21 protein-coding genes and 1 riboswitch are annotated in these 15,919 nt (G+C 36.4%); of the genes, 4 read left to right on the top strand and 17 right to left on the bottom strand.

Going from position 1 to position 15,919, the window contains the following annotated elements; all coding sequences use genetic code 11:
• Window positions 1-57: 57 nt before the first annotated feature.
• Both AC1ECB_RS21745 and AC1ECB_RS21750 read right to left on the bottom strand, forming a co-directional pair.
• Complete coding sequence (locus AC1ECB_RS21745; protein ID WP_485665737.1) at window positions 58-231, bottom strand: hypothetical protein; 174 nt, start codon at window positions 229-231, stop codon at window positions 58-60.
• A 50-nt stretch (window positions 232-281) separates the two neighbouring features.
• A riboswitch (cyclic di-GMP riboswitch) is annotated at window positions 282-368 on the bottom strand.
• A gap of 258 nt (window positions 369-626) precedes the next feature.
• Window positions 627-779, bottom strand: coding sequence for a hypothetical protein (locus AC1ECB_RS21750; protein ID WP_485665738.1), 153 nt, complete (start codon window positions 777-779; stop codon window positions 627-629).
• A gap of 344 nt (window positions 780-1,123) precedes the next feature.
• On the opposite strand from AC1ECB_RS21750, the gene AC1ECB_RS21755 reads away from it, so the two are divergent.
• Window positions 1,124-1,717 carry a cysteine peptidase family C39 domain-containing protein gene (locus tag AC1ECB_RS21755; protein WP_485665739.1) on the top strand — a complete coding sequence of 198 codons (594 nt, stop codon included), beginning with the start codon at window positions 1,124-1,126 and terminating at the stop codon, window positions 1,715-1,717.
• Window positions 1,718-1,823: 106 nt separating this feature from the next.
• Here the strand turns inward: AC1ECB_RS21755 and AC1ECB_RS21760 are convergent, their stop codons facing one another.
• Window positions 1,824-2,072: a DUF378 domain-containing protein gene (locus AC1ECB_RS21760; RefSeq protein WP_485665740.1), complete on the bottom strand. Its 249-nt coding sequence runs from the start codon at window positions 2,070-2,072 to the stop codon at window positions 1,824-1,826.
• Window positions 2,073-2,356: 284 nt separating this feature from the next.
• On the opposite strand from AC1ECB_RS21760, the gene AC1ECB_RS21765 reads away from it, so the two are divergent.
• The gene (locus AC1ECB_RS21765) at window positions 2,357-2,773 is read left to right on the top strand and encodes an ATP-binding protein (protein ID WP_485665741.1); all 417 of its coding nucleotides are present in this window, start codon (window positions 2,357-2,359) and stop codon (window positions 2,771-2,773) included.
• 147 nt (window positions 2,774-2,920) lie between these two features.
• On the opposite strand, the gene AC1ECB_RS21770 is transcribed toward AC1ECB_RS21765, so the two are convergent.
• The 6 genes from AC1ECB_RS21770 to AC1ECB_RS21795 form a co-directional block, all read right to left on the bottom strand.
• A complete protein-coding gene (locus AC1ECB_RS21770) occupies window positions 2,921-3,055 on the bottom strand; it encodes a hypothetical protein (RefSeq protein WP_021167947.1) in 135 nt (44 codons plus the stop codon).
• Window positions 3,056-3,151: 96 nt separating this feature from the next.
• Window positions 3,152-3,556, bottom strand: coding sequence for a sulfite exporter TauE/SafE family protein (locus AC1ECB_RS21775; protein WP_485669385.1), 405 nt, complete (start codon window positions 3,554-3,556; stop codon window positions 3,152-3,154).
• A 12-nt stretch (window positions 3,557-3,568) separates the two neighbouring features.
• A complete protein-coding gene (locus tag AC1ECB_RS21780; RefSeq protein WP_485665742.1) occupies window positions 3,569-3,922 on the bottom strand; it encodes a TSUP family transporter in 354 nt (117 codons plus the stop codon).
• 70 nt (window positions 3,923-3,992) lie between these two features.
• Complete coding sequence (locus AC1ECB_RS21785) at window positions 3,993-4,793, bottom strand: TrmB family transcriptional regulator (RefSeq protein WP_485665743.1); 801 nt, start codon at window positions 4,791-4,793, stop codon at window positions 3,993-3,995.
• A 34-nt stretch (window positions 4,794-4,827) separates the two neighbouring features.
• Window positions 4,828-5,700, bottom strand: a complete 873-nt coding sequence (locus AC1ECB_RS21790) for a fumarylacetoacetate hydrolase family protein (RefSeq protein ID WP_485665744.1) — start codon at window positions 5,698-5,700, stop codon at window positions 4,828-4,830.
• 253 nt (window positions 5,701-5,953) lie between these two features.
• Window positions 5,954-6,241, bottom strand: a complete 288-nt coding sequence (locus AC1ECB_RS21795; RefSeq protein ID WP_485665745.1) for a YciI family protein — start codon at window positions 6,239-6,241, stop codon at window positions 5,954-5,956.
• Window positions 6,242-6,598: 357 nt separating this feature from the next.
• Between AC1ECB_RS21795 and AC1ECB_RS21800 the strand changes: the two genes are divergently transcribed.
• The gene (locus AC1ECB_RS21800; protein ID WP_485665746.1) at window positions 6,599-7,564 is read left to right on the top strand and encodes an N-acetylmuramoyl-L-alanine amidase; all 966 of its coding nucleotides are present in this window, start codon (window positions 6,599-6,601) and stop codon (window positions 7,562-7,564) included.
• A gap of 691 nt (window positions 7,565-8,255) precedes the next feature.
• Here the strand turns inward: AC1ECB_RS21800 and AC1ECB_RS21805 are convergent.
• The 6 genes from AC1ECB_RS21805 to AC1ECB_RS21830 all read right to left on the bottom strand — a co-directional run bounded on the left by AC1ECB_RS21805 (window position 8,256) and on the right by AC1ECB_RS21830 (window position 12,199).
• A complete protein-coding gene (locus AC1ECB_RS21805) occupies window positions 8,256-9,407 on the bottom strand; it encodes an IS91 family transposase (protein ID WP_485665747.1) in 1,152 nt (383 codons plus the stop codon).
• On the bottom strand, window positions 9,404-10,276 hold the full coding sequence (locus tag AC1ECB_RS21810; RefSeq protein WP_485665399.1) for a tyrosine-type recombinase/integrase: 873 nt from the start codon (window positions 10,274-10,276) through the stop codon (window positions 9,404-9,406). Before AC1ECB_RS21810 ends, AC1ECB_RS21805 begins: the two co-directional genes overlap by 4 nt.
• 357 nt (window positions 10,277-10,633) lie before the next feature.
• On the bottom strand, window positions 10,634-10,864 hold the full coding sequence (locus AC1ECB_RS21815) for a hypothetical protein (protein ID WP_485665748.1): 231 nt from the start codon (window positions 10,862-10,864) through the stop codon (window positions 10,634-10,636).
• A gap of 27 nt (window positions 10,865-10,891) precedes the next feature.
• Window positions 10,892-11,266: a VOC family protein gene (locus AC1ECB_RS21820; RefSeq protein ID WP_434132585.1), complete on the bottom strand. Its 375-nt coding sequence runs from the start codon at window positions 11,264-11,266 to the stop codon at window positions 10,892-10,894.
• A gap of 46 nt (window positions 11,267-11,312) precedes the next feature.
• Window positions 11,313-11,837: a glycosyltransferase family 2 protein gene (locus AC1ECB_RS21825; RefSeq protein ID WP_485665749.1), complete on the bottom strand. Its 525-nt coding sequence runs from the start codon at window positions 11,835-11,837 to the stop codon at window positions 11,313-11,315.
• Window positions 11,834-12,199 carry a glycosyltransferase family 2 protein gene (locus AC1ECB_RS21830; RefSeq protein WP_485665750.1) on the bottom strand — a complete coding sequence of 122 codons (366 nt, stop codon included), beginning with the start codon at window positions 12,197-12,199 and terminating at the stop codon, window positions 11,834-11,836. Before AC1ECB_RS21830 ends, AC1ECB_RS21825 begins: the two co-directional genes overlap by 4 nt.
• A gap of 904 nt (window positions 12,200-13,103) precedes the next feature.
• On the opposite strand from AC1ECB_RS21830, the gene AC1ECB_RS21835 reads away from it, so the two are divergent.
• Window positions 13,104-13,334 carry an ATP-binding protein gene (locus tag AC1ECB_RS21835; RefSeq protein ID WP_485669386.1) on the top strand — a complete coding sequence of 77 codons (231 nt, stop codon included), beginning with the start codon at window positions 13,104-13,106 and terminating at the stop codon, window positions 13,332-13,334.
• A gap of 72 nt (window positions 13,335-13,406) precedes the next feature.
• Here AC1ECB_RS21835 and AC1ECB_RS21840 read toward each other — a convergent pair whose 3' ends face one another.
• Window positions 13,407-14,582 (bottom strand): helix-turn-helix domain-containing protein, encoded by a 1,176-nt coding sequence (locus AC1ECB_RS21840; protein ID WP_485665751.1) that lies wholly within the window; start codon window positions 14,580-14,582, stop codon window positions 13,407-13,409.
• A 27-nt stretch (window positions 14,583-14,609) separates the two neighbouring features.
• Window positions 14,610-15,389, bottom strand: coding sequence for a DUF5986 family protein (locus AC1ECB_RS21845; protein ID WP_485665752.1), 780 nt, complete (start codon window positions 15,387-15,389; stop codon window positions 14,610-14,612).
• Between the last annotated feature and the right edge of the window lie 530 nt (window positions 15,390-15,919).

The following is a 15,919-nucleotide window of genomic DNA, read 5'->3' on the forward strand; positions in this document are numbered from 1 at the left end:
CCAGATTCTTAGAAAAGAGGTTTTGCTATGCGGCTGCTATAAAACAACGCAACTAGCTTATGGGTTTGGTAAAACGCCTGTTGGAATGGTATGTTCACTTTCGAATTCTGCATTGGACACATCTCGTTCTAATTCTTCGATAATATTGGGCAATTGAGCCAACAGTTCCTCTATTTCTTTTAATTCTTCTTTACTTAATTCATTATTTTCGCTGACAAATACATGGTCCATACAAACACCCCACTTGTCATTATAAAATAAAAATTGCCAGATTACACTTTAAGTGCAACCTGGCAATCATAGATTTAACCCTCTTTAGACCCATGGCTTTGCGTCCCTTCCTTTCAGAAGGTTTGCTTATATTATTCATTTTAATAGTATTATTTTGATATCAGACATACAAAGTCCTGCATAAGTAATCTAAAAATTTTAACATTTTTCATCACCTTTACACCACCATTTTCATAAGCTGCTTAATTCCATTCAAGCAAAAGATGTTTTATGTTATCTTAGGTACTATAATTAAACAAAAAGCACTATATAGCATGTGTACCTTTTAAACAGACTCTTCTGAATAAAAAAACCGCCCACCAGAACGAACCCGGTAGACGGCTAACTAATGACTATTACTCCTGCTTTCTTTCCAAAGCGCTCGCAATCCGTTGCAGCGCTCGATTTATACCGGTCAGTTGCATCAATGCATAGACAACTACAACACCGTATATAATCACGAATATCATCCCGAATGGGAAAAAACCACCATAACCATAACCCATCAAGTCCAACCACTCCTTTTAAGATAGCTTAAACTATATGTAGTGAGATTATACATAAAAAAGTTCCACTCTCAACCGTCATGCTGAGAATGGACCTCAAAATTCATTCCGAGCAACGGAGCTCCTCCAAATCAATAAGGCCTTCCACAAACCTTATTGACCCCCACCACTCCGTTGCAACAGTTTAATTATATCATAAATCAGAACAAAAAAACAATTTATTTTTTTGGGTATATTTAACAACAAGCGTAGCGGCCATTTAGAAAAACACCATATTTCAGTCGTTAACATATAATATTACCGTAGGGAACATTCCCTAACTTTAAGCAAAGGGTTGATAAATAGCAATGACAACGACACCTGAGAACATTACTATTCCGGAAAATCGAACCCGCGGTTGCACTCACTTTATCGACGTGCCGTTGTGTAGGCAGGAAACCGAGTACACCTGCGGTGTAGCATGCTTGCAGTCGATACTGGGATGCTACGGCTTCGATTACCGTCAGGACGAATTGGCTCTAATACTGGAATCGAAGCCGAAACTTGGGACGGACTCCGGGAAAATGATTTCTTTTATGGAAATGATTGGTTTTCAAGCTTCTTTTATTAAGAATATGAGTATTGATCAACTCAAATCATTTATTGCCTACGGGGTAACCCCTATGATTCAGCTCCAGGCATGGGGAGATAACGGTGTCGACTACGCTTCGGACTGGAAGGACTCGCATTATGTGATCGCTTGCGGATATGATGGGGATAGAATATTTTTTATGGACCCCTGGACTCTCGGAAACTACACTTATCTCACCGAAGAAGAGTTGCTGAAGCGCTGGCACGTCCCAGTCATAGACTTTAGCCGATGTTCCCACTGCGGCCTGATTATAAAAGCCGAGCACATCCCGTTCATATATGACCCAAAAGCTGCGAAATACCTCGGATAATTGTTGCCTTTTCAATGCCCCCTTATGAGACTGAGATAATAAAAAACAGGCCAGCACCAGCCAGCCAAAATACTAAAAATAGGCTGACAACCGCCAGCCTAAAATACTATTGGTCTTTCTTATCATCTTCGTTACTTTCCATATGCTTCATGGCAGGTTGTGACACTGACAGCGGATTGCTAAACAACATTTTAATACTCCAAAGACCCGCTATTCCGACTAATGAATATACAGTCCGACTAAGCAATGACTGTTGCCCACCGAAGATAGCGGCAACCAAATCAAATTGAAATAAACCAACTAATAGCCAGTTGAGTGCACCAACAATAACTAAAGTTAATGCAATTTTATCCATAGTACCAACTCCTTTTTTTCTCTAGTATGCAATTCATGTGTTACCTTTATTCCTATGGGTTATACTTTTTATATATTCAGTTTTACCCGCTGTAACGTCATAGCATACAAAACCATAAAAAAGAGCACAAAAAAGCAAGGCTCAGAATCCCTGAAGCCTTGCTTTTCATTATTGTATTATATGTCCAATCCCGAACAAAAGTTTTTTCAACCGTTTGGGAGGGAATCTATTTAAAAAGATGGAATTATATACATACAGTTTATTTGTGGGAGGAATAATTTAAAATGAAACTAATTATTGGTCATACTGGCTCAGGTAAAACGGCAAAAGCAATTGAGGTAGGCCTTAAATTAGCAGAAGCAGGTAAAAGAGTGTTATTTTTTGACGGAGAATCATCTGCTGCACACTATTTAAAATCTAGACTAGATAACCAAAAGCCTCCTGTTGGTTTTACTATTTTTGATAAGTTTAGTAAGGTACAAGATATCTATTCTAAAATTGAATATGGTGGATATGATGTTTATGTTATAGATACACCTAATTTATATTTTGATTTGGAGAAACTATATAAAATAACAACCTCAAGTTCTTTGTACTTTGTATTAGGTTTAGAATCTAATATCTTTCCGGAGTTAAATAAGAATATGGTTATTATTACGTCCTATGATGAATTAAAATCTATGTTTTCTAATAGAGTATGAAAAACTGATTCTAACCGCACGCAGGCATCCCACCAATACCCATAACAAAAAAATTAAGCAATGATCAAATATAATCAAAAAGTTGTATATTGGCGTGTCGTAAAACGTTTTTTTTACAAAACGCAAAGCGACACGCCTTTATTATCATTAAGAGGCTAATGACTCACTATTTTCTATATCACGTTCTTTTTCAAGTTCCTGCAAAAGCTTCGGCAGCTCATCAAGCAGTTTCTGAAATTCTTTCTCAGTCATATCAAATTCAATTTTATCAGCACTTTTCATGATTACACCTACCTAAAATAAAATTAGCGAGGTGCATTTTCTGCAACCTCGCATTTATTAACTTTATTATATAACAACAGCATAAACTTGTCTATATTAATTATTTTTAGCAGTGTGGTTCCATTTCTTACAAGTCGCCTTTTCCGTGTTCTTTAATGATGATACTAGTAATTGAATACCTATAATTCCAAAAAACACACTAAAAACTTGGCGCAACATAGCCTCATCAAGCATATTGGCCCCATAAGCCCCCAGAAAGCTTCCGAAACAGCCTCCAATAATTAAATAAATACCCACTTTATAATTTACTAACCCATTTTGATGATGTTTAATAACTCCGACAATAGCTGTTGGAACAATAGCTGCTAATGCCGCCCCTTGGGCAATGTGCTGCGAAACATTCAAAATAGATATTGCTATGGCAACCAAAATAGCCCCACCACCTATTCCCAATAAACCGCTTAATATACCAGTAATCATACCCGTTATAATGGATAACATTGTAAACAAAAATCACACCCCCATTCTTACAGCCGCTAATATACAAGCTACAGCGAGTATGCGTTTTAATATGTTTGGATTAACATACGGCATCAGCGAAGAGCCAATATATGCACCTAACATACCACCTAGTGCAAACAATATAGCCAATGTAATATTAAAATTCCCATAAGTGCTATAAACCATAGCGCTTATGACAGCAATAGGAACAATAGCCGCTAATGAAGTTGCATGAGCAGTATACTGTGTTAAACCTAAGAAAAGTACCATGCCTGGAATCATAATAATACCTCCTCCAATTCCAATCATCCCAGCACAGATACCTCCAATTCCACCGATTAATATAGCTTTAATCGCACTTCTCATTATTACGCAAACCCTTCTTGGTTTATATTATCAAAGTGCTATTATCTAGCTAAGATTCTGTTCTACTAATTTAAAATTCGGATTTAACTTCAGACAATATCTCTGATAACATTTTAATAGCCATTTCTTCTTTATTTTCTTTTTCTATAATGCGATTCACTAAAACATCATGAAATATATAATCTTCCAAAAGATAAATGTGAACAGGGTCAGTCGTATAAAATGAATTGTTATTATGTTCTGCAGAATGTCCATATAATAATTCTTTGCTATCGATAGATAAAATAAACCACTTCTTTTTGGTCGGAAGATTATTTATTTTATTAAGCCGATGTTTGTCTAATGTTCTAAGCGGACATTCAACTTCAAAAGTTATACCTGAAACACTGCATCCATGTTCTATACAATTTTGCAAATCAGCCAGCAGTTCAAGATACATCGGATTCCAAATAGAAATTACCACCTTTTTTTCTGCCTTCTGCAATAATTTGCGACAAAAAGCTAAAATATTTGTTTCCCCTTTTACAGTTGAAACATAAATATCTTGTTTATTTTTGGCTTCTATAGCTTTTAGTTCTTGATTAACATGCGTATAAATTTTACTCCACTTTTCATACGCTTCCTCTAAAAATACATTTGCTGGTAATGCAGTGTAGTTCTTCACGCCATCATGGGTTTCTTCTACCATAACAATCCCGCGTGCTGCTAGATTATTTAAAATATCATAAATTCTTGAACGGGGTATTTCGGAAGATTTACTTATACTATAAGCATTTGAAGTTCCTATATGTAATAAAGCAATATAAGTTTTAGCCTCATACTGACTTAAACCAAAGTTTTGCAAATTCGTAACTAATAATTCATTTTCCATCTATTACGTTCCTTTCGCCTAAAATACTATATCCCTATTTAAGAATGTTGACCAAAGTACCTATCTTTTCAATTGAAACAGTAACTATGTCCCCAGATCTAAGCCATTTCTGTTTTTCTTCCGGATAGCCTAAAATTACTCCACCCGGCGTGCCAGAAAATATAATGTCGCCAGGCTGTAAGGTCATATATTTTGATAAATAGCTTATAATCGTGGCACAATCAAAAATCATATCCCCAGTGTTAGCTTTTTGTCTAGTTTCTCCATTCACAGTACAGCTAATTTCCAAATTACAGGGATTTATCTCATCAGCAGATACTAAATAAGGACCAATAGGAGCAAACTTATCACAAGTCTTGCCTAATAGCCATTGTCCTGTTCTAAATTGAAGATCTCTTGCACTAAAATCGTTACCAACTGTGTACCCAAATACATAATTAATAGCATCATTTGCAGAAACATTAATTGCCTTTTTGCCAATTACAATAACTAACTCCGCCTCATAGTCAAACTTAACTGCTGATTTAGGCAAGACAATTTTCTCGTTATGCGCAGCCAATGCGTTGTTAAATTTACTAAAGAGTATTGGTTCTTTGGGAATCGTTATATCACACTCATCTTGATGGCTAACATAATTTAATCCTACACAAATTATTTTTTCTGGATTAATAACACAAGGGGCATACACCACTTGTCCCTCTGGAATAATTTGCACTTCCCTTTCCAGTAATTCATTAAGTGCAAGACTTCCTATCTCACCGGAATTAATATACTGTTCGATACTTGCAGGCATTTGCATAGAGTATTTTTTAGCTTCTTCTGTCACATCAATAATTCCGGCCTCAACTTTTACTCCAAAATGAATTTGATTTTCTCTTCTGAAATTTACAAACTTCACTTCAGCCATCTCCTCATCCGTAAATACACTAAAGTATTATTCTTTAGTCGCAACTACAGTTCTTACCTTAGTTACTACTATAGTTCTTACTATAACATTCAAAATATATAGTGTCAATTAAATTACACAATAACCCCCCATGTCCTTCCCCGCAAAACAGGCGTGTCGCTTTACGTTTTTTATAAAACGTAAAGCGACACGCCCTTGCTTTTTTTTGTATTTCGTTGGTGCGCCCGAAAGGATTCGGTTTAACTTTTGCCAGTTACCCAAGCAGCGGTTTTAATTCATCAGCATACATTGTCGGTAAAAATTCAATAATTTCATAGTCAGCCAGCTTCTTAGCGTAAAATGGATCTTCGGCAATAATATTAGCAACTTCCGCTCTGTCTTTAGCTGTGCACACAATAGCTCCGCCAACGCGCGGATTTTGCGGGCCTGAGCAAATGAATTTGCCGAGGGCATAATATTTATTCAAATATTCTATATGGTCGGGCAAGGCATTGTCAATTTCGCTAAGCTTGCTCGTATATTTCAAAATCAAAATAAACATATATAGTCTCTCCTTTTAGTATAAGAATTATTTGTCACTACGTAGTACAATAGTTATTATAGAGCAAAACAATATTTACCACAATGAATAAAATTGCAGCTATGTGAAAGTATCGGGAGGATTATCAAATATTTACTAAACCGGCCAATCTGTTTATTACGGCAAGTGCAAAGCAAACGCTAAATATTTTGGCAGTTATGCCGTTTTCCAATAATAAAACTAATAAAGATACGGCAAATCTATGCTGAAAAAAAGAAGCTGCTTAATAGTGTCAACAATCCTGTCCTCCTAACACCCTTGTGGCAAAAAGGTCTTCCACTAAATATATTAATACTAAAAGATGTGGAGGAAATGCTAATGTTAAGTACAAATGAAGTCCAGATTATTATCTGGCTGGCGGGATTGTTGATTGCTGCCAATATTGCGGCTATATCGTTATTTGTGCTGTATGCAAAATTGCCCAACGGTAAATTGCGGAGAATAATCCACAACATTATCTACAGACTGGATGAATTGGCCGATAAATTAGCGAACGAGGAAAAAAGAGCCGTTGCAATACAACAAATAAACGCCCTCTTAGGCTGGTGGAATGTAATTGTTCCCAAAGAATTAATTGGATGGATAATTGATTCTGAAGTAGCGACTATTCGAGAAATGCAGAAAGCGACTAATACTAATACGCCCAATTTACATGATGACCCCGAATCAGATGAGCGGACTGCCCGTATTATGCGCCAAGTTACATTAGCAGAGATTACAACACTCGCCGTACAGGCCAAACCGGCTCTTCACCAAGCCGCTCAGTGCTATGACTGGCCGATTAAGGTGTATTACCATTGGAGCGCCGGCCACTATAACCAATACTTTAATGACTATCATTTGAACATCGGCAAAGACGGTTCGGTCTTTGTAAGTACCAACGACTTAAGCACAAAAAAAAGTCATACCTATTTTCGCAACAGCGGTGCAATCGGTATCGCGGCCGCCTGCGCCTATGACGCCAAATCAGCCAATGACTTAGGCCCCGAGCCGCCAACAACACTGCAAATTGAGGCCATGGCGCAAATTACCGCTGTTTTAAGCAATGCATTGAATATTCCCATTGATATCAAGCACTTTATGACCCACGCTGAAGCTGCCGACAATATGGATGGCTGCGACCCAGGCTATGAAGCGAACGGCTATCCGCAGGGAAAATACGGCCCGCAAAACAGCGTAGAACGTTGGGATCTGTGGGTACTTAAAGAGGGCGATGATCCTGGAACGGGCGGCAATATATTACGCGGCAAAGGTACCTGGTACCAGCAAAATGGTGTTGGCTGAACCGACTTTTCTTTAAACTAGCTCTGCCAATCGGACGGGACTGTCGACACACAACTGTCATAGGGGGACACTAGGGGGAACACTAGTCGAGTAATGCGGAACTCATGTTCCAGCCCCGCTCACGAAACCGGACTTGCCCTATTGAGGCATCCGGCTCTTCATAGTGTTGCTTCTCAGCCATTGGCGGTGAAAATTTCACCGCCAATGGCATAACACATAATTCATTCTAAAGCATGCCCTTTCCGCCCGAAATATGATAAGATACCGATGACACCAAAGGGTTAAGGGGACGGGGTTATCGACAGCAAGTGTGTCTACCCCGTCCCTTACATTTAAACCCGCTTCCTATAGCCTACCAGGAAGCATGTGGGACGGTTCTTGAAGGTATCAATCGGAAGTTTTGCGCGCAAAAAGGCTCAATTAACAGCTCCCGGCTGCCAGTTGAGCCACAAAACTATCTACGCGCAAAATTTTTGATTGCCTCAGAAGAATGAAGTCGCGGGCTGCCCAGCTATGGAATTTCAATCTTTTTCTCTTGGTTTTTGATCGTTAATTTTTTCTGTTTTCGTACATTTTTTTGTGCTTTACTTTGCTGATTTGTAATAAATTGGGCTTCATTTGTCTTGATTGGACATACCTTCCCCCTCCCCACAAACGGGTCTTGGCAGTATCTATTCAATTTTTGCAACTATTAAGGCGATGCCTCTTTGGGTAACGAATAGCTTGCCTGTAATTTACCTTTTCCACATACAGGACACCTCGTTACATCCCGGCCTACAAGAATGCATAGAATCTCAACAGTTGTAAGACCTTCAAATTTTGGTTTGTAGGTTGGACTTAACGTTAGTTTTCTGCTTAGTTCCAGCTTGGTCTTTTTGTTTCGGTTGGCAAGGAGTCCATAATGCCTGATTTTGACAAAACCTTTGGGAAGTACATGCAGTAAAAATCGCCGGATGAATTCAACGCCACTGAGCGTTAGCGTTTTTGTCTGGTTGTTGTCGTTAGAGTCTCTTACGGTAATTGTCACCGTATGTTCATCCATGGCGACAATGCGCGTATTGGATAAGGCTATCCGGTGCGTGTACCTCCCCAAATATCGGACAACAGCGAGTGGTCCGGAAAAAGTCTTTTTAGAGTAAATGTACCAGTTTTTGGCATAACACTGTTTGAGTAAATCCCGGAAACATTTTGGCTGTTGATATTTCTGGGCATCTCCATAAAACATCAGCAAGTTTTGGCGGTAGTATTGCTTGATGTGGTGAAGAAATTTACCTCGAAACTTTTTAGCTAACACCTTTACTGGAATGAAGAACTTCTTGCTGCTGTTTCGCCATTGATTGTTTTTGGTTAGTCCACCTGCCAATACCACAGTATGGATGTGCGGATGATAGTGCAAATCTTGTCCCCAGGTATGCAGCAAGGAAAAAAAGCCGATCTGTGCACCAAGATATTTGGTATCTTGGGAAAGTTCCGCCAAGGTTTGGGCTACCGCTTTATACAACAAGCCATAAAGCAATTCCTGGTTTTGATAAACCAATGGCTGAAGCTGTGATGGTAAGGTAAACACAACATGGAAGTAAGGGGCAGTGAGGATATCTTTGCTTCTTGCGTCTACCCAAACTGCCTTATTAATACCCTGACACAAAGGGCAGTGCCGATTCCGGCATGAATTGTAACGAACAACTATATGGCCACATTCTTCGCATTCAAACGTATGACCACCTAAAGCTGCTGTCCTGCAGCGCATGATGTCACTAACGGCTTTGGCTTGTTGTATATATGGAGCATAGCTTTGTTCATACTGGGGATAAAACTTAAGGAAAACATCCTGTACAGTAGTCATTTGGGGTTGCTGTTTCCAGTATCAAGAGGACTCTTAATGCCCATAAGGCTTTTCGATGTCATATGCAGGTACGTCATTGTAGTCTGAAGATTTTTATGCCCCAGCATTTGCTGGATAAACACGGGATCGACCCCATCTTCTAATGTATGTGTAGCAAAACAGTGCCGAAGCGTATGGGCAGAAATATTCTGGTCCATTTGCAACTGGTTGCGCAGCTTAATGATGGTATTTTTGATGGACTTAACGTTAATGTGCTCACCTTTGTGTTGTCCTGGAAACAACCAATCGTCCATTTGGTAGCTTGAAAAATATGCCCGGAAGTATTTTCGCAATACATCAAGGGCCAGTTCTGATAAGATGGTGTATCGATTTGTATTATGTTTGGCGTTTTCTACCCGTACGCGCATACTTTTACTACAAATATCACAAATCTTCAATTTAGCTACTTCGCTGACCCTGAGGCCACTACCGTATAGTAATGCTAAAATAGCTTTATGCTTTAGATTCGCAGCTTTATTTAATATTGCCAGTACATCTTGTTTAGGTGGGATGACTGGAAATTTACGTATTCTTTTCATCCGGGGAATTTTTAAGGGGTTCCACTCTTTACCTATGATGCAGGTATGAAAGAATTTGACAGCAGAAATGTAACAATTGATGGTTCCCGCTGACAGACCCTTTTCCTTTTTGAGATAGAGGATATATTGTTGGATATCACTATCTGTAACGTTTTCCATGCATTTGTGTTGATTTTGCATATAATTGATGAAGGCAAAGATTCTTCGCAAATAGGATTCTCGTGAAGATTCCGGAGTTCCTTTAAGTTCAAAGTATAGCTCAATCTCTTGTTTATATTGTTGCATAGACATACTACCTCCTGATTTTTTGGGTTTTGTGAAGCCAATTCATGGCATCAGGAGGAGCTCTAGCTGTGTTAAAAAACGTATGTATTTCAATCTTAAGACATGGTATAATCATAAAGTAAAAAGTACGTTCCTCCTTTCTGGTTTGTTTGGTTTGGCGATTAAACAATACCACAAAAGGGCGTACTTTTTACATTTTTCATGAAATTTTTATTTACGGGGGACTATCAGGACCATCGCGTGAGCGATTTCGTTCTTCCATTGCTTCCCTTATTTTACTAAAACAATTGCTGGTGGTTTTCCTTTAAACCTATCCACCAAGCTAGTAATTATTATGGGAGCAGAGGAACCGTCCCCGCGCTTTCATTTAGCGGCTTCTCTCGTAATGCAGATGCCATAATAATCTTTTAAAAGGCTGTTTTCAATAAATGGGCCGCATCTTATTGCAGTTTCGTTGTAAGTTAATTTTGGTATATCACTTTTAAAATATTTAAAACTAAAAGTATCAAGGAAATAGTAATTCAAATCACAACAAGGCTTATAAATTTCCCCAGCCGAAAATATCATGGCATCATAGCAATTAAAGGTTTTCATGAAACATATCTCCACATAAGATTGATTTTATACTTTAGGCCAGCAACGAAAACATATTATATTTCCATCAGGATCTCTGAAATGCACTGATTTTGCACCCCATGGATAAGTTTTCGGTCCAGCCACAAATTCAACACCTAATCCTTTAAGTTTTAACACTTCATTATCAATTTCGTCAAGATTGAATCCTATTGTCATTTTCCCTGTTCCATTATATTGTTTAAAATCAAAACCCATATCCGATTCAGCAGCTCTTTTAGAATATAATGTAATTCTTAAAGATCCGATCTCAAATTGAGTATGAACATCGTTTTTTTCGATGGAAATACCAAAAAGCTCCTCATAAAAGTCAACAAGATTTAATACATCTTCTGTAATCAGTGTAATATCTGTAAATAACATTTTTGCAAACTCCTTTAAATAAAATTTATATCTCTAGAAATCTATATTAAAATAGCAAGACTTCTTTTATAAAATCTTCTCTAGACAATTTACCAATAGCGAATTCATGGAATCTAAGAATAATAGGATCTTTATGTTTGTTGAAAAAATACTGGCTGGATAAATCATGTTCATCTTTATAATTGCTCCTTGTATGTGACATGTGATAGTTAACAGCATTTTCATTATATACAAATAATTTGTTTTCTAAAAAAAGACGATATCCTAATTCCATATCTTCACACCCCCAGTTTAAAGCAAAATTTTCATCATACCCTCCAGTAGCAATTAACCATGATCTTGGAAGACAAATGTTTCCGCCAGTAAAAGCTATCCAATCACATAATCCAAAATTTACAACAAGAATTTCTTTGATAAGCATCTCCAAAGAAGATGTTTTTTTTCTTTTATTGATTTTCGCTTCAAAATTATGTATTACATCATTTTCACTTAATCCCATCATTTTTAATTTATTGTACGAATGTATATGATCTTTAATTTCAGGATGTGTCGGATCATCAAAATATTTCATGAAAGGTAATTCAAATATATTGCCGTGTGAAATGCACTTATTTTTGAATTCAATCTTAGAATGTTCTTCAATAAAACAAGGATGAAGTGTATAAGGTCATCATCAGAAAAGATAATGTATTCACAGTTTGATTTAGCAACACCCAAATTCCTTGCAGCAGAACGTCCAGAATTTTTTTGATAATAATAATTGTAATGAAATTTAAATTTTCTGTTTTGGATATAATCTCCAGTCCCATCTGTTGATCCATCATCAATGAATATTACATTAAAATCAATATATGTTTGATTTTCAATGGATTTAATCATCAATTTTAATCTCGGCAGTTTATTAAATGTCGGAATAACAAGGTTAAATCTCATTTTCTACCTTTCTCTGCCAACTGTTTTAGCTTAATCGCTTAACATCAATTTGGTCTTTTACTTTATTGTTATATACCGAAATTATTCGTTTAAAAACTTTCATATCATTCTCATCATCCAATTTATATTTTTCGTAAGCATAGGGATAATGATAATATTGTGATATTAACTCTTCATCTAAATTAAGACTATTTATGCGATTCAATAAATCTAGGCGTCCGGCTTCATCCTCGTACATTAGAAAATCATAAAATCGTTTTTCACAATCAGTATTTATGTACATATCATGATTTTTAAGCTCAATGCGATAACCGTTTATATACATTACCTTAATTTTTTTCTTAAAGCAAAATTAAACTGATGTTAAGGGGACGGGGTTATCGACAGCAAGTGTGTCTACCCCGTCCCTTAACCTTAACATTTAAACCCGCTTCCTATAGCCTACCAGAAATACTTCCAATACCTACTCTTGAACAAAAATACGGGCTGCCCCGAAATATCTAAAATTTTTCTTCCTACGCTTGCAAGAAATCGTCATAGCATACATACAAATCAATGAAAAAGGCAAAAAAGCAAGGCTCAAAACTCCTGATACCTTGCTTTTATTGTATTTAGATGGTGCGCCCGGAGGGACTCGAACCCCCGCGAGACGCGGTTTAGGAAACCGTTATAACACCTTTGTTTACATTTTTTAATACTTGTTAATAGTTGATTCTATTGAGTTTTCCCACGTTTCATTTGGTGGCGCTTGATTCAAATTGGTGACAGTTTTCAAAAGATTGTCACCAATACTGTCACCAATTTTACCACCAGTATTTAAAATATTAGATTTATCAGCGATAGTATTATCAAGCCGCTAAGTAACCCGTGACTTTCACTGCATAGTAATCCGGGACGGATTTACATCAGACCAGACATCCTCATTATTGACAAGGTTGGATATGTACAACTAGACCTGGACTTAGCAGTATTGATGTTCCAATTGTTCTGCTCACTCTACAAAAAAGAAAGCATAATCCCAGCAAACAAGTTCTTCAACAGTTGGGGGTGGCGCTGTTATTGCAATAGCCATGTTAGACCGTCCACTGTTTCGTTAAATTCATTCCAACGTTGGCACTATTGCCCAAACGAATAAATCAGTATTACTAGCTGCAAAAATTTAATAGTACTGTTGTATATACAAATGACTATCTTGCCCCCCTCCACCTCACAATGCATCATCTTTTTCATTTTTTATTTTTAAACTATGCATTGGAATTACATTACTAACCTTTAAAAAACCTTTGGGTAAATCTAATAGGTCTTCTATTTCTTTAGACTCAAGACTAAGGTTATAGTCCTCTGTTAATTCATTTAAAAATTCTTTAGGTGTCAATATTCTATCATTTATAAGCATTTGAACTGATGTTTTTAATAGTGATGGTATTGCTGTGATTAAAATATCATCTAGGGGTTCTTGCTTTTTTATTCCCTCTTTTTGCATCTTTCGCATCAAATTCTGATAGGTATTATAATCAATTAATTTTAATGTACAAGCTCTTCTTACCATTGCTGATATAGAAACTTTCCATTTTTTCTTCAACTCAACATAATACGAAAGATTATTTGCATATACACCAACATCTTTACTAAAGGCTTCTCTGGGAAGTAAAAAGGCAGATGCAAATAAGTGCGCCTGATTCTCTCTTTCTTTAAATTCTTCTTTTGATAAAGTTTCTATGTCTTCACTCCACTCGTGTAGCAACATATGCCCCAACTCATGTGCAATATCAAAATGAATTCTGGCTGCGGTTCCCTTATTCTTAGAATAACCAATTAAAAATATAGACTCTCCATTAATGTCTAACATTTGGCTAAAGGCATCAATATCTTTTGTTTCACTATTAAAGCGTGATACTAATATTCCATTTTGTTCTACCAAATAAATAATATTTTCTATTGGTTTATTCCCTAAATTCCAATAACTTCTAAGCTGTTCTGCTGCATCCTCAGGATCAATTTCACCATGTATAGTTGGAAGATTAAAAGATGGAAATTCAATATATTCACTTAAGAACAAATATATTGTACATATGAAATTCATTTTTTGAACCTGTTGACTACGATACTTTTTGTTAGTCGTTAATAATGCACGAAAGTATGTAGAACCAACTTTCGTATTTATGTCACTTTCCTGTAAGAAAAATTTAATTGGAAATCCCAGTACACTACTCATGTTTCTTATCGTCGAGTATTCTGGATTTTTAATTTTATCATTCTCATACATTGAAACAGTTTGGCGTTGGAGTTCAAGGTTTTCGGCTAGTTCAGCTACAGTTAATCCTCTATATATCCTAGCTGCTTTAAGCCTTTCCCCATTAAAGTGTTGTAAATTATTATTCATTATTCGTCCTCCATTGCTAGCAAAGGGCTAACTTAAATCAGGCAATTTTTCTTTTTTGTTTTTTCCTTTTGGAATTTTTTTTTGTTTCATCTTGTCTTTCGCTTTCTGTTTATATTTCAATCCATTCGTAGGATTATTAAATTCAGAGGCTTCATCAAGAACTTCTTCGGCAATTATACTTTCATTTATTTTAATATATTCATTCCAATTAGCTTCTTCCACTGTATTTAAGTTACTATCGACTATACAACATCGTAAAGATAATAAGACGCCCTTAACGTCATTAAACAATATTAAACCGTGTCGTTTTATAACGTTGTCTGGTATAGCTAAATCTTTAAAAATCTTTTGAACAATCCTTCTTATGTATTCTTCATTATCAAATTTCTCATCATTAACTTCTAACAATGGAACTTGATACTGTGTTGCAACTAAGTCTCTATTCAATGTTTTTGCAAGCGCTTCTGAATAATGAGGATTTTTCCTCTTCACAGCTTCCTTTTTTAGGGTTTTTAACCTACTTTCTCTCATTACAACATATAAAAAGCCTGTTTCCCGTTCGAAAATGGGAACTAAATCCCAAGACCCACGTTTTGTGGGCCGAGCAACAATATCGAATCCAACAAATTTTTTGCATAATTTAGTATATAAATGATCCCAGATTCTTATCGGGGTGCTATTGTGTACAATTAATCCCTGTGATCTAACATCTTCTTGTATATCATCACCGATAGCATTGCTTATGATATCGCATACACTTTCTATAAGTATTTTATCCGTTCTAATCATTTTTCCAACTACACTCATGCACCTGACACCTCCAACAATTTCTAAATATAGATTAAGACTTTTTTAAAAAAATGTCAAGTTTGATCTGTTTTTATTCTCAAAATAAATAGTGTTGTTTCTTTTAATGCATAATAAGCAAAAAGAAACCACTAAAAGCTTTATGGTTTCTTAATATATATACACATTGCATTATCAATATGATAAATATTTTAAAATAACTTATATTCTAGAACCTAACTGTTTATTTTTGCTTAGGGTACACGCTCAAAACTAAACCTCAATCCCAAACCTCTTCCAATTTATAATAGTGTTGACTAGATCAAGCTGAGGGTTTACTTCACCTAAAGTTCTAATTATGGTTATATCAATAACTTTGAAAGTATCACCAGCATGCTCACTAGTAGCATAATCACAATGAAATCTCAATCTTTTCTATTGGATCTGAAACTACAGTAGACATAAAATCCCGCTTGCATACTTCTTCTAATTGTACCACACCAACAGGGTAATTTCTAGTACCAGCACGTTTTCCCCATAGTTATTCACAA

It is taken from the genome of Sporomusa sp. 246TCP1 (genome assembly GCF_057319775.1).

Excerpts from the sequence above, each read along its gene's own strand:
- AC1ECB_RS21785 (WP_485665743.1), bottom strand. The coding sequence starts at position 4,793 with ATGGAAAATGAATTATTAGTTACGAATTTGCAAAACTTTGGTTTAAGT.
- AC1ECB_RS21780 (WP_485665742.1), bottom strand. The coding sequence starts at position 3,922 with ATGAGAAGTGCGATTAAAGCTATATTAATCGGTGGAATTGGAGGTATC.
- AC1ECB_RS21760 (WP_485665740.1), bottom strand. The coding sequence starts at position 2,072 with ATGGATAAAATTGCATTAACTTTAGTTATTGTTGGTGCACTCAACTGG.
- AC1ECB_RS21845 (WP_485665752.1), bottom strand. The coding sequence starts at position 15,389 with ATGAGTGTAGTTGGAAAAATGATTAGAACGGATAAAATACTTATAGAA.
- AC1ECB_RS21765 (WP_485665741.1), top strand. The coding sequence starts at position 2,357 with ATGAAACTAATTATTGGTCATACTGGCTCAGGTAAAACGGCAAAAGCA.
- AC1ECB_RS21805 (WP_485665747.1), bottom strand. The coding sequence starts at position 9,407 with ATGACTACTGTACAGGATGTTTTCCTTAAGTTTTATCCCCAGTATGAA.
- AC1ECB_RS21800 (WP_485665746.1), top strand. The coding sequence starts at position 6,599 with ATGTTAAGTACAAATGAAGTCCAGATTATTATCTGGCTGGCGGGATTG.
- AC1ECB_RS21775 (WP_485669385.1), bottom strand. The coding sequence starts at position 3,556 with ATGTTATCCATTATAACGGGTATGATTACTGGTATATTAAGCGGTTTA.
- AC1ECB_RS21755 (WP_485665739.1), top strand. The coding sequence starts at position 1,124 with ATGACAACGACACCTGAGAACATTACTATTCCGGAAAATCGAACCCGC.
- AC1ECB_RS21790 (WP_485665744.1), bottom strand. The coding sequence starts at position 5,700 with ATGGCTGAAGTGAAGTTTGTAAATTTCAGAAGAGAAAATCAAATTCAT.
- AC1ECB_RS21745 (WP_485665737.1), bottom strand. The coding sequence starts at position 231 with ATGGACCATGTATTTGTCAGCGAAAATAATGAATTAAGTAAAGAAGAA.
- AC1ECB_RS21820 (WP_434132585.1), bottom strand. The coding sequence starts at position 11,266 with ATGTTATTTACAGATATTACACTGATTACAGAAGATGTATTAAATCTT.
- AC1ECB_RS21825 (WP_485665749.1), bottom strand. The coding sequence starts at position 11,837 with ATGAAATATTTTGATGATCCGACACATCCTGAAATTAAAGATCATATA.
- AC1ECB_RS21840 (WP_485665751.1), bottom strand. The coding sequence starts at position 14,582 with ATGAATAATAATTTACAACACTTTAATGGGGAAAGGCTTAAAGCAGCT.
- AC1ECB_RS21830 (WP_485665750.1), bottom strand. The coding sequence starts at position 12,199 with ATGAGATTTAACCTTGTTATTCCGACATTTAATAAACTGCCGAGATTA.
- AC1ECB_RS21810 (WP_485665399.1), bottom strand. The coding sequence starts at position 10,276 with ATGTCTATGCAACAATATAAACAAGAGATTGAGCTATACTTTGAACTT.
- AC1ECB_RS21770 (WP_021167947.1), bottom strand. The coding sequence starts at position 3,055 with ATGAAAAGTGCTGATAAAATTGAATTTGATATGACTGAGAAAGAATTT.
- AC1ECB_RS21795 (WP_485665745.1), bottom strand. The coding sequence starts at position 6,241 with ATGTTTATTTTGATTTTGAAATATACGAGCAAGCTTAGCGAAATTGAC.
- AC1ECB_RS21815 (WP_485665748.1), bottom strand. The coding sequence starts at position 10,864 with ATGAAAACCTTTAATTGCTATGATGCCATGATATTTTCGGCTGGGGAA.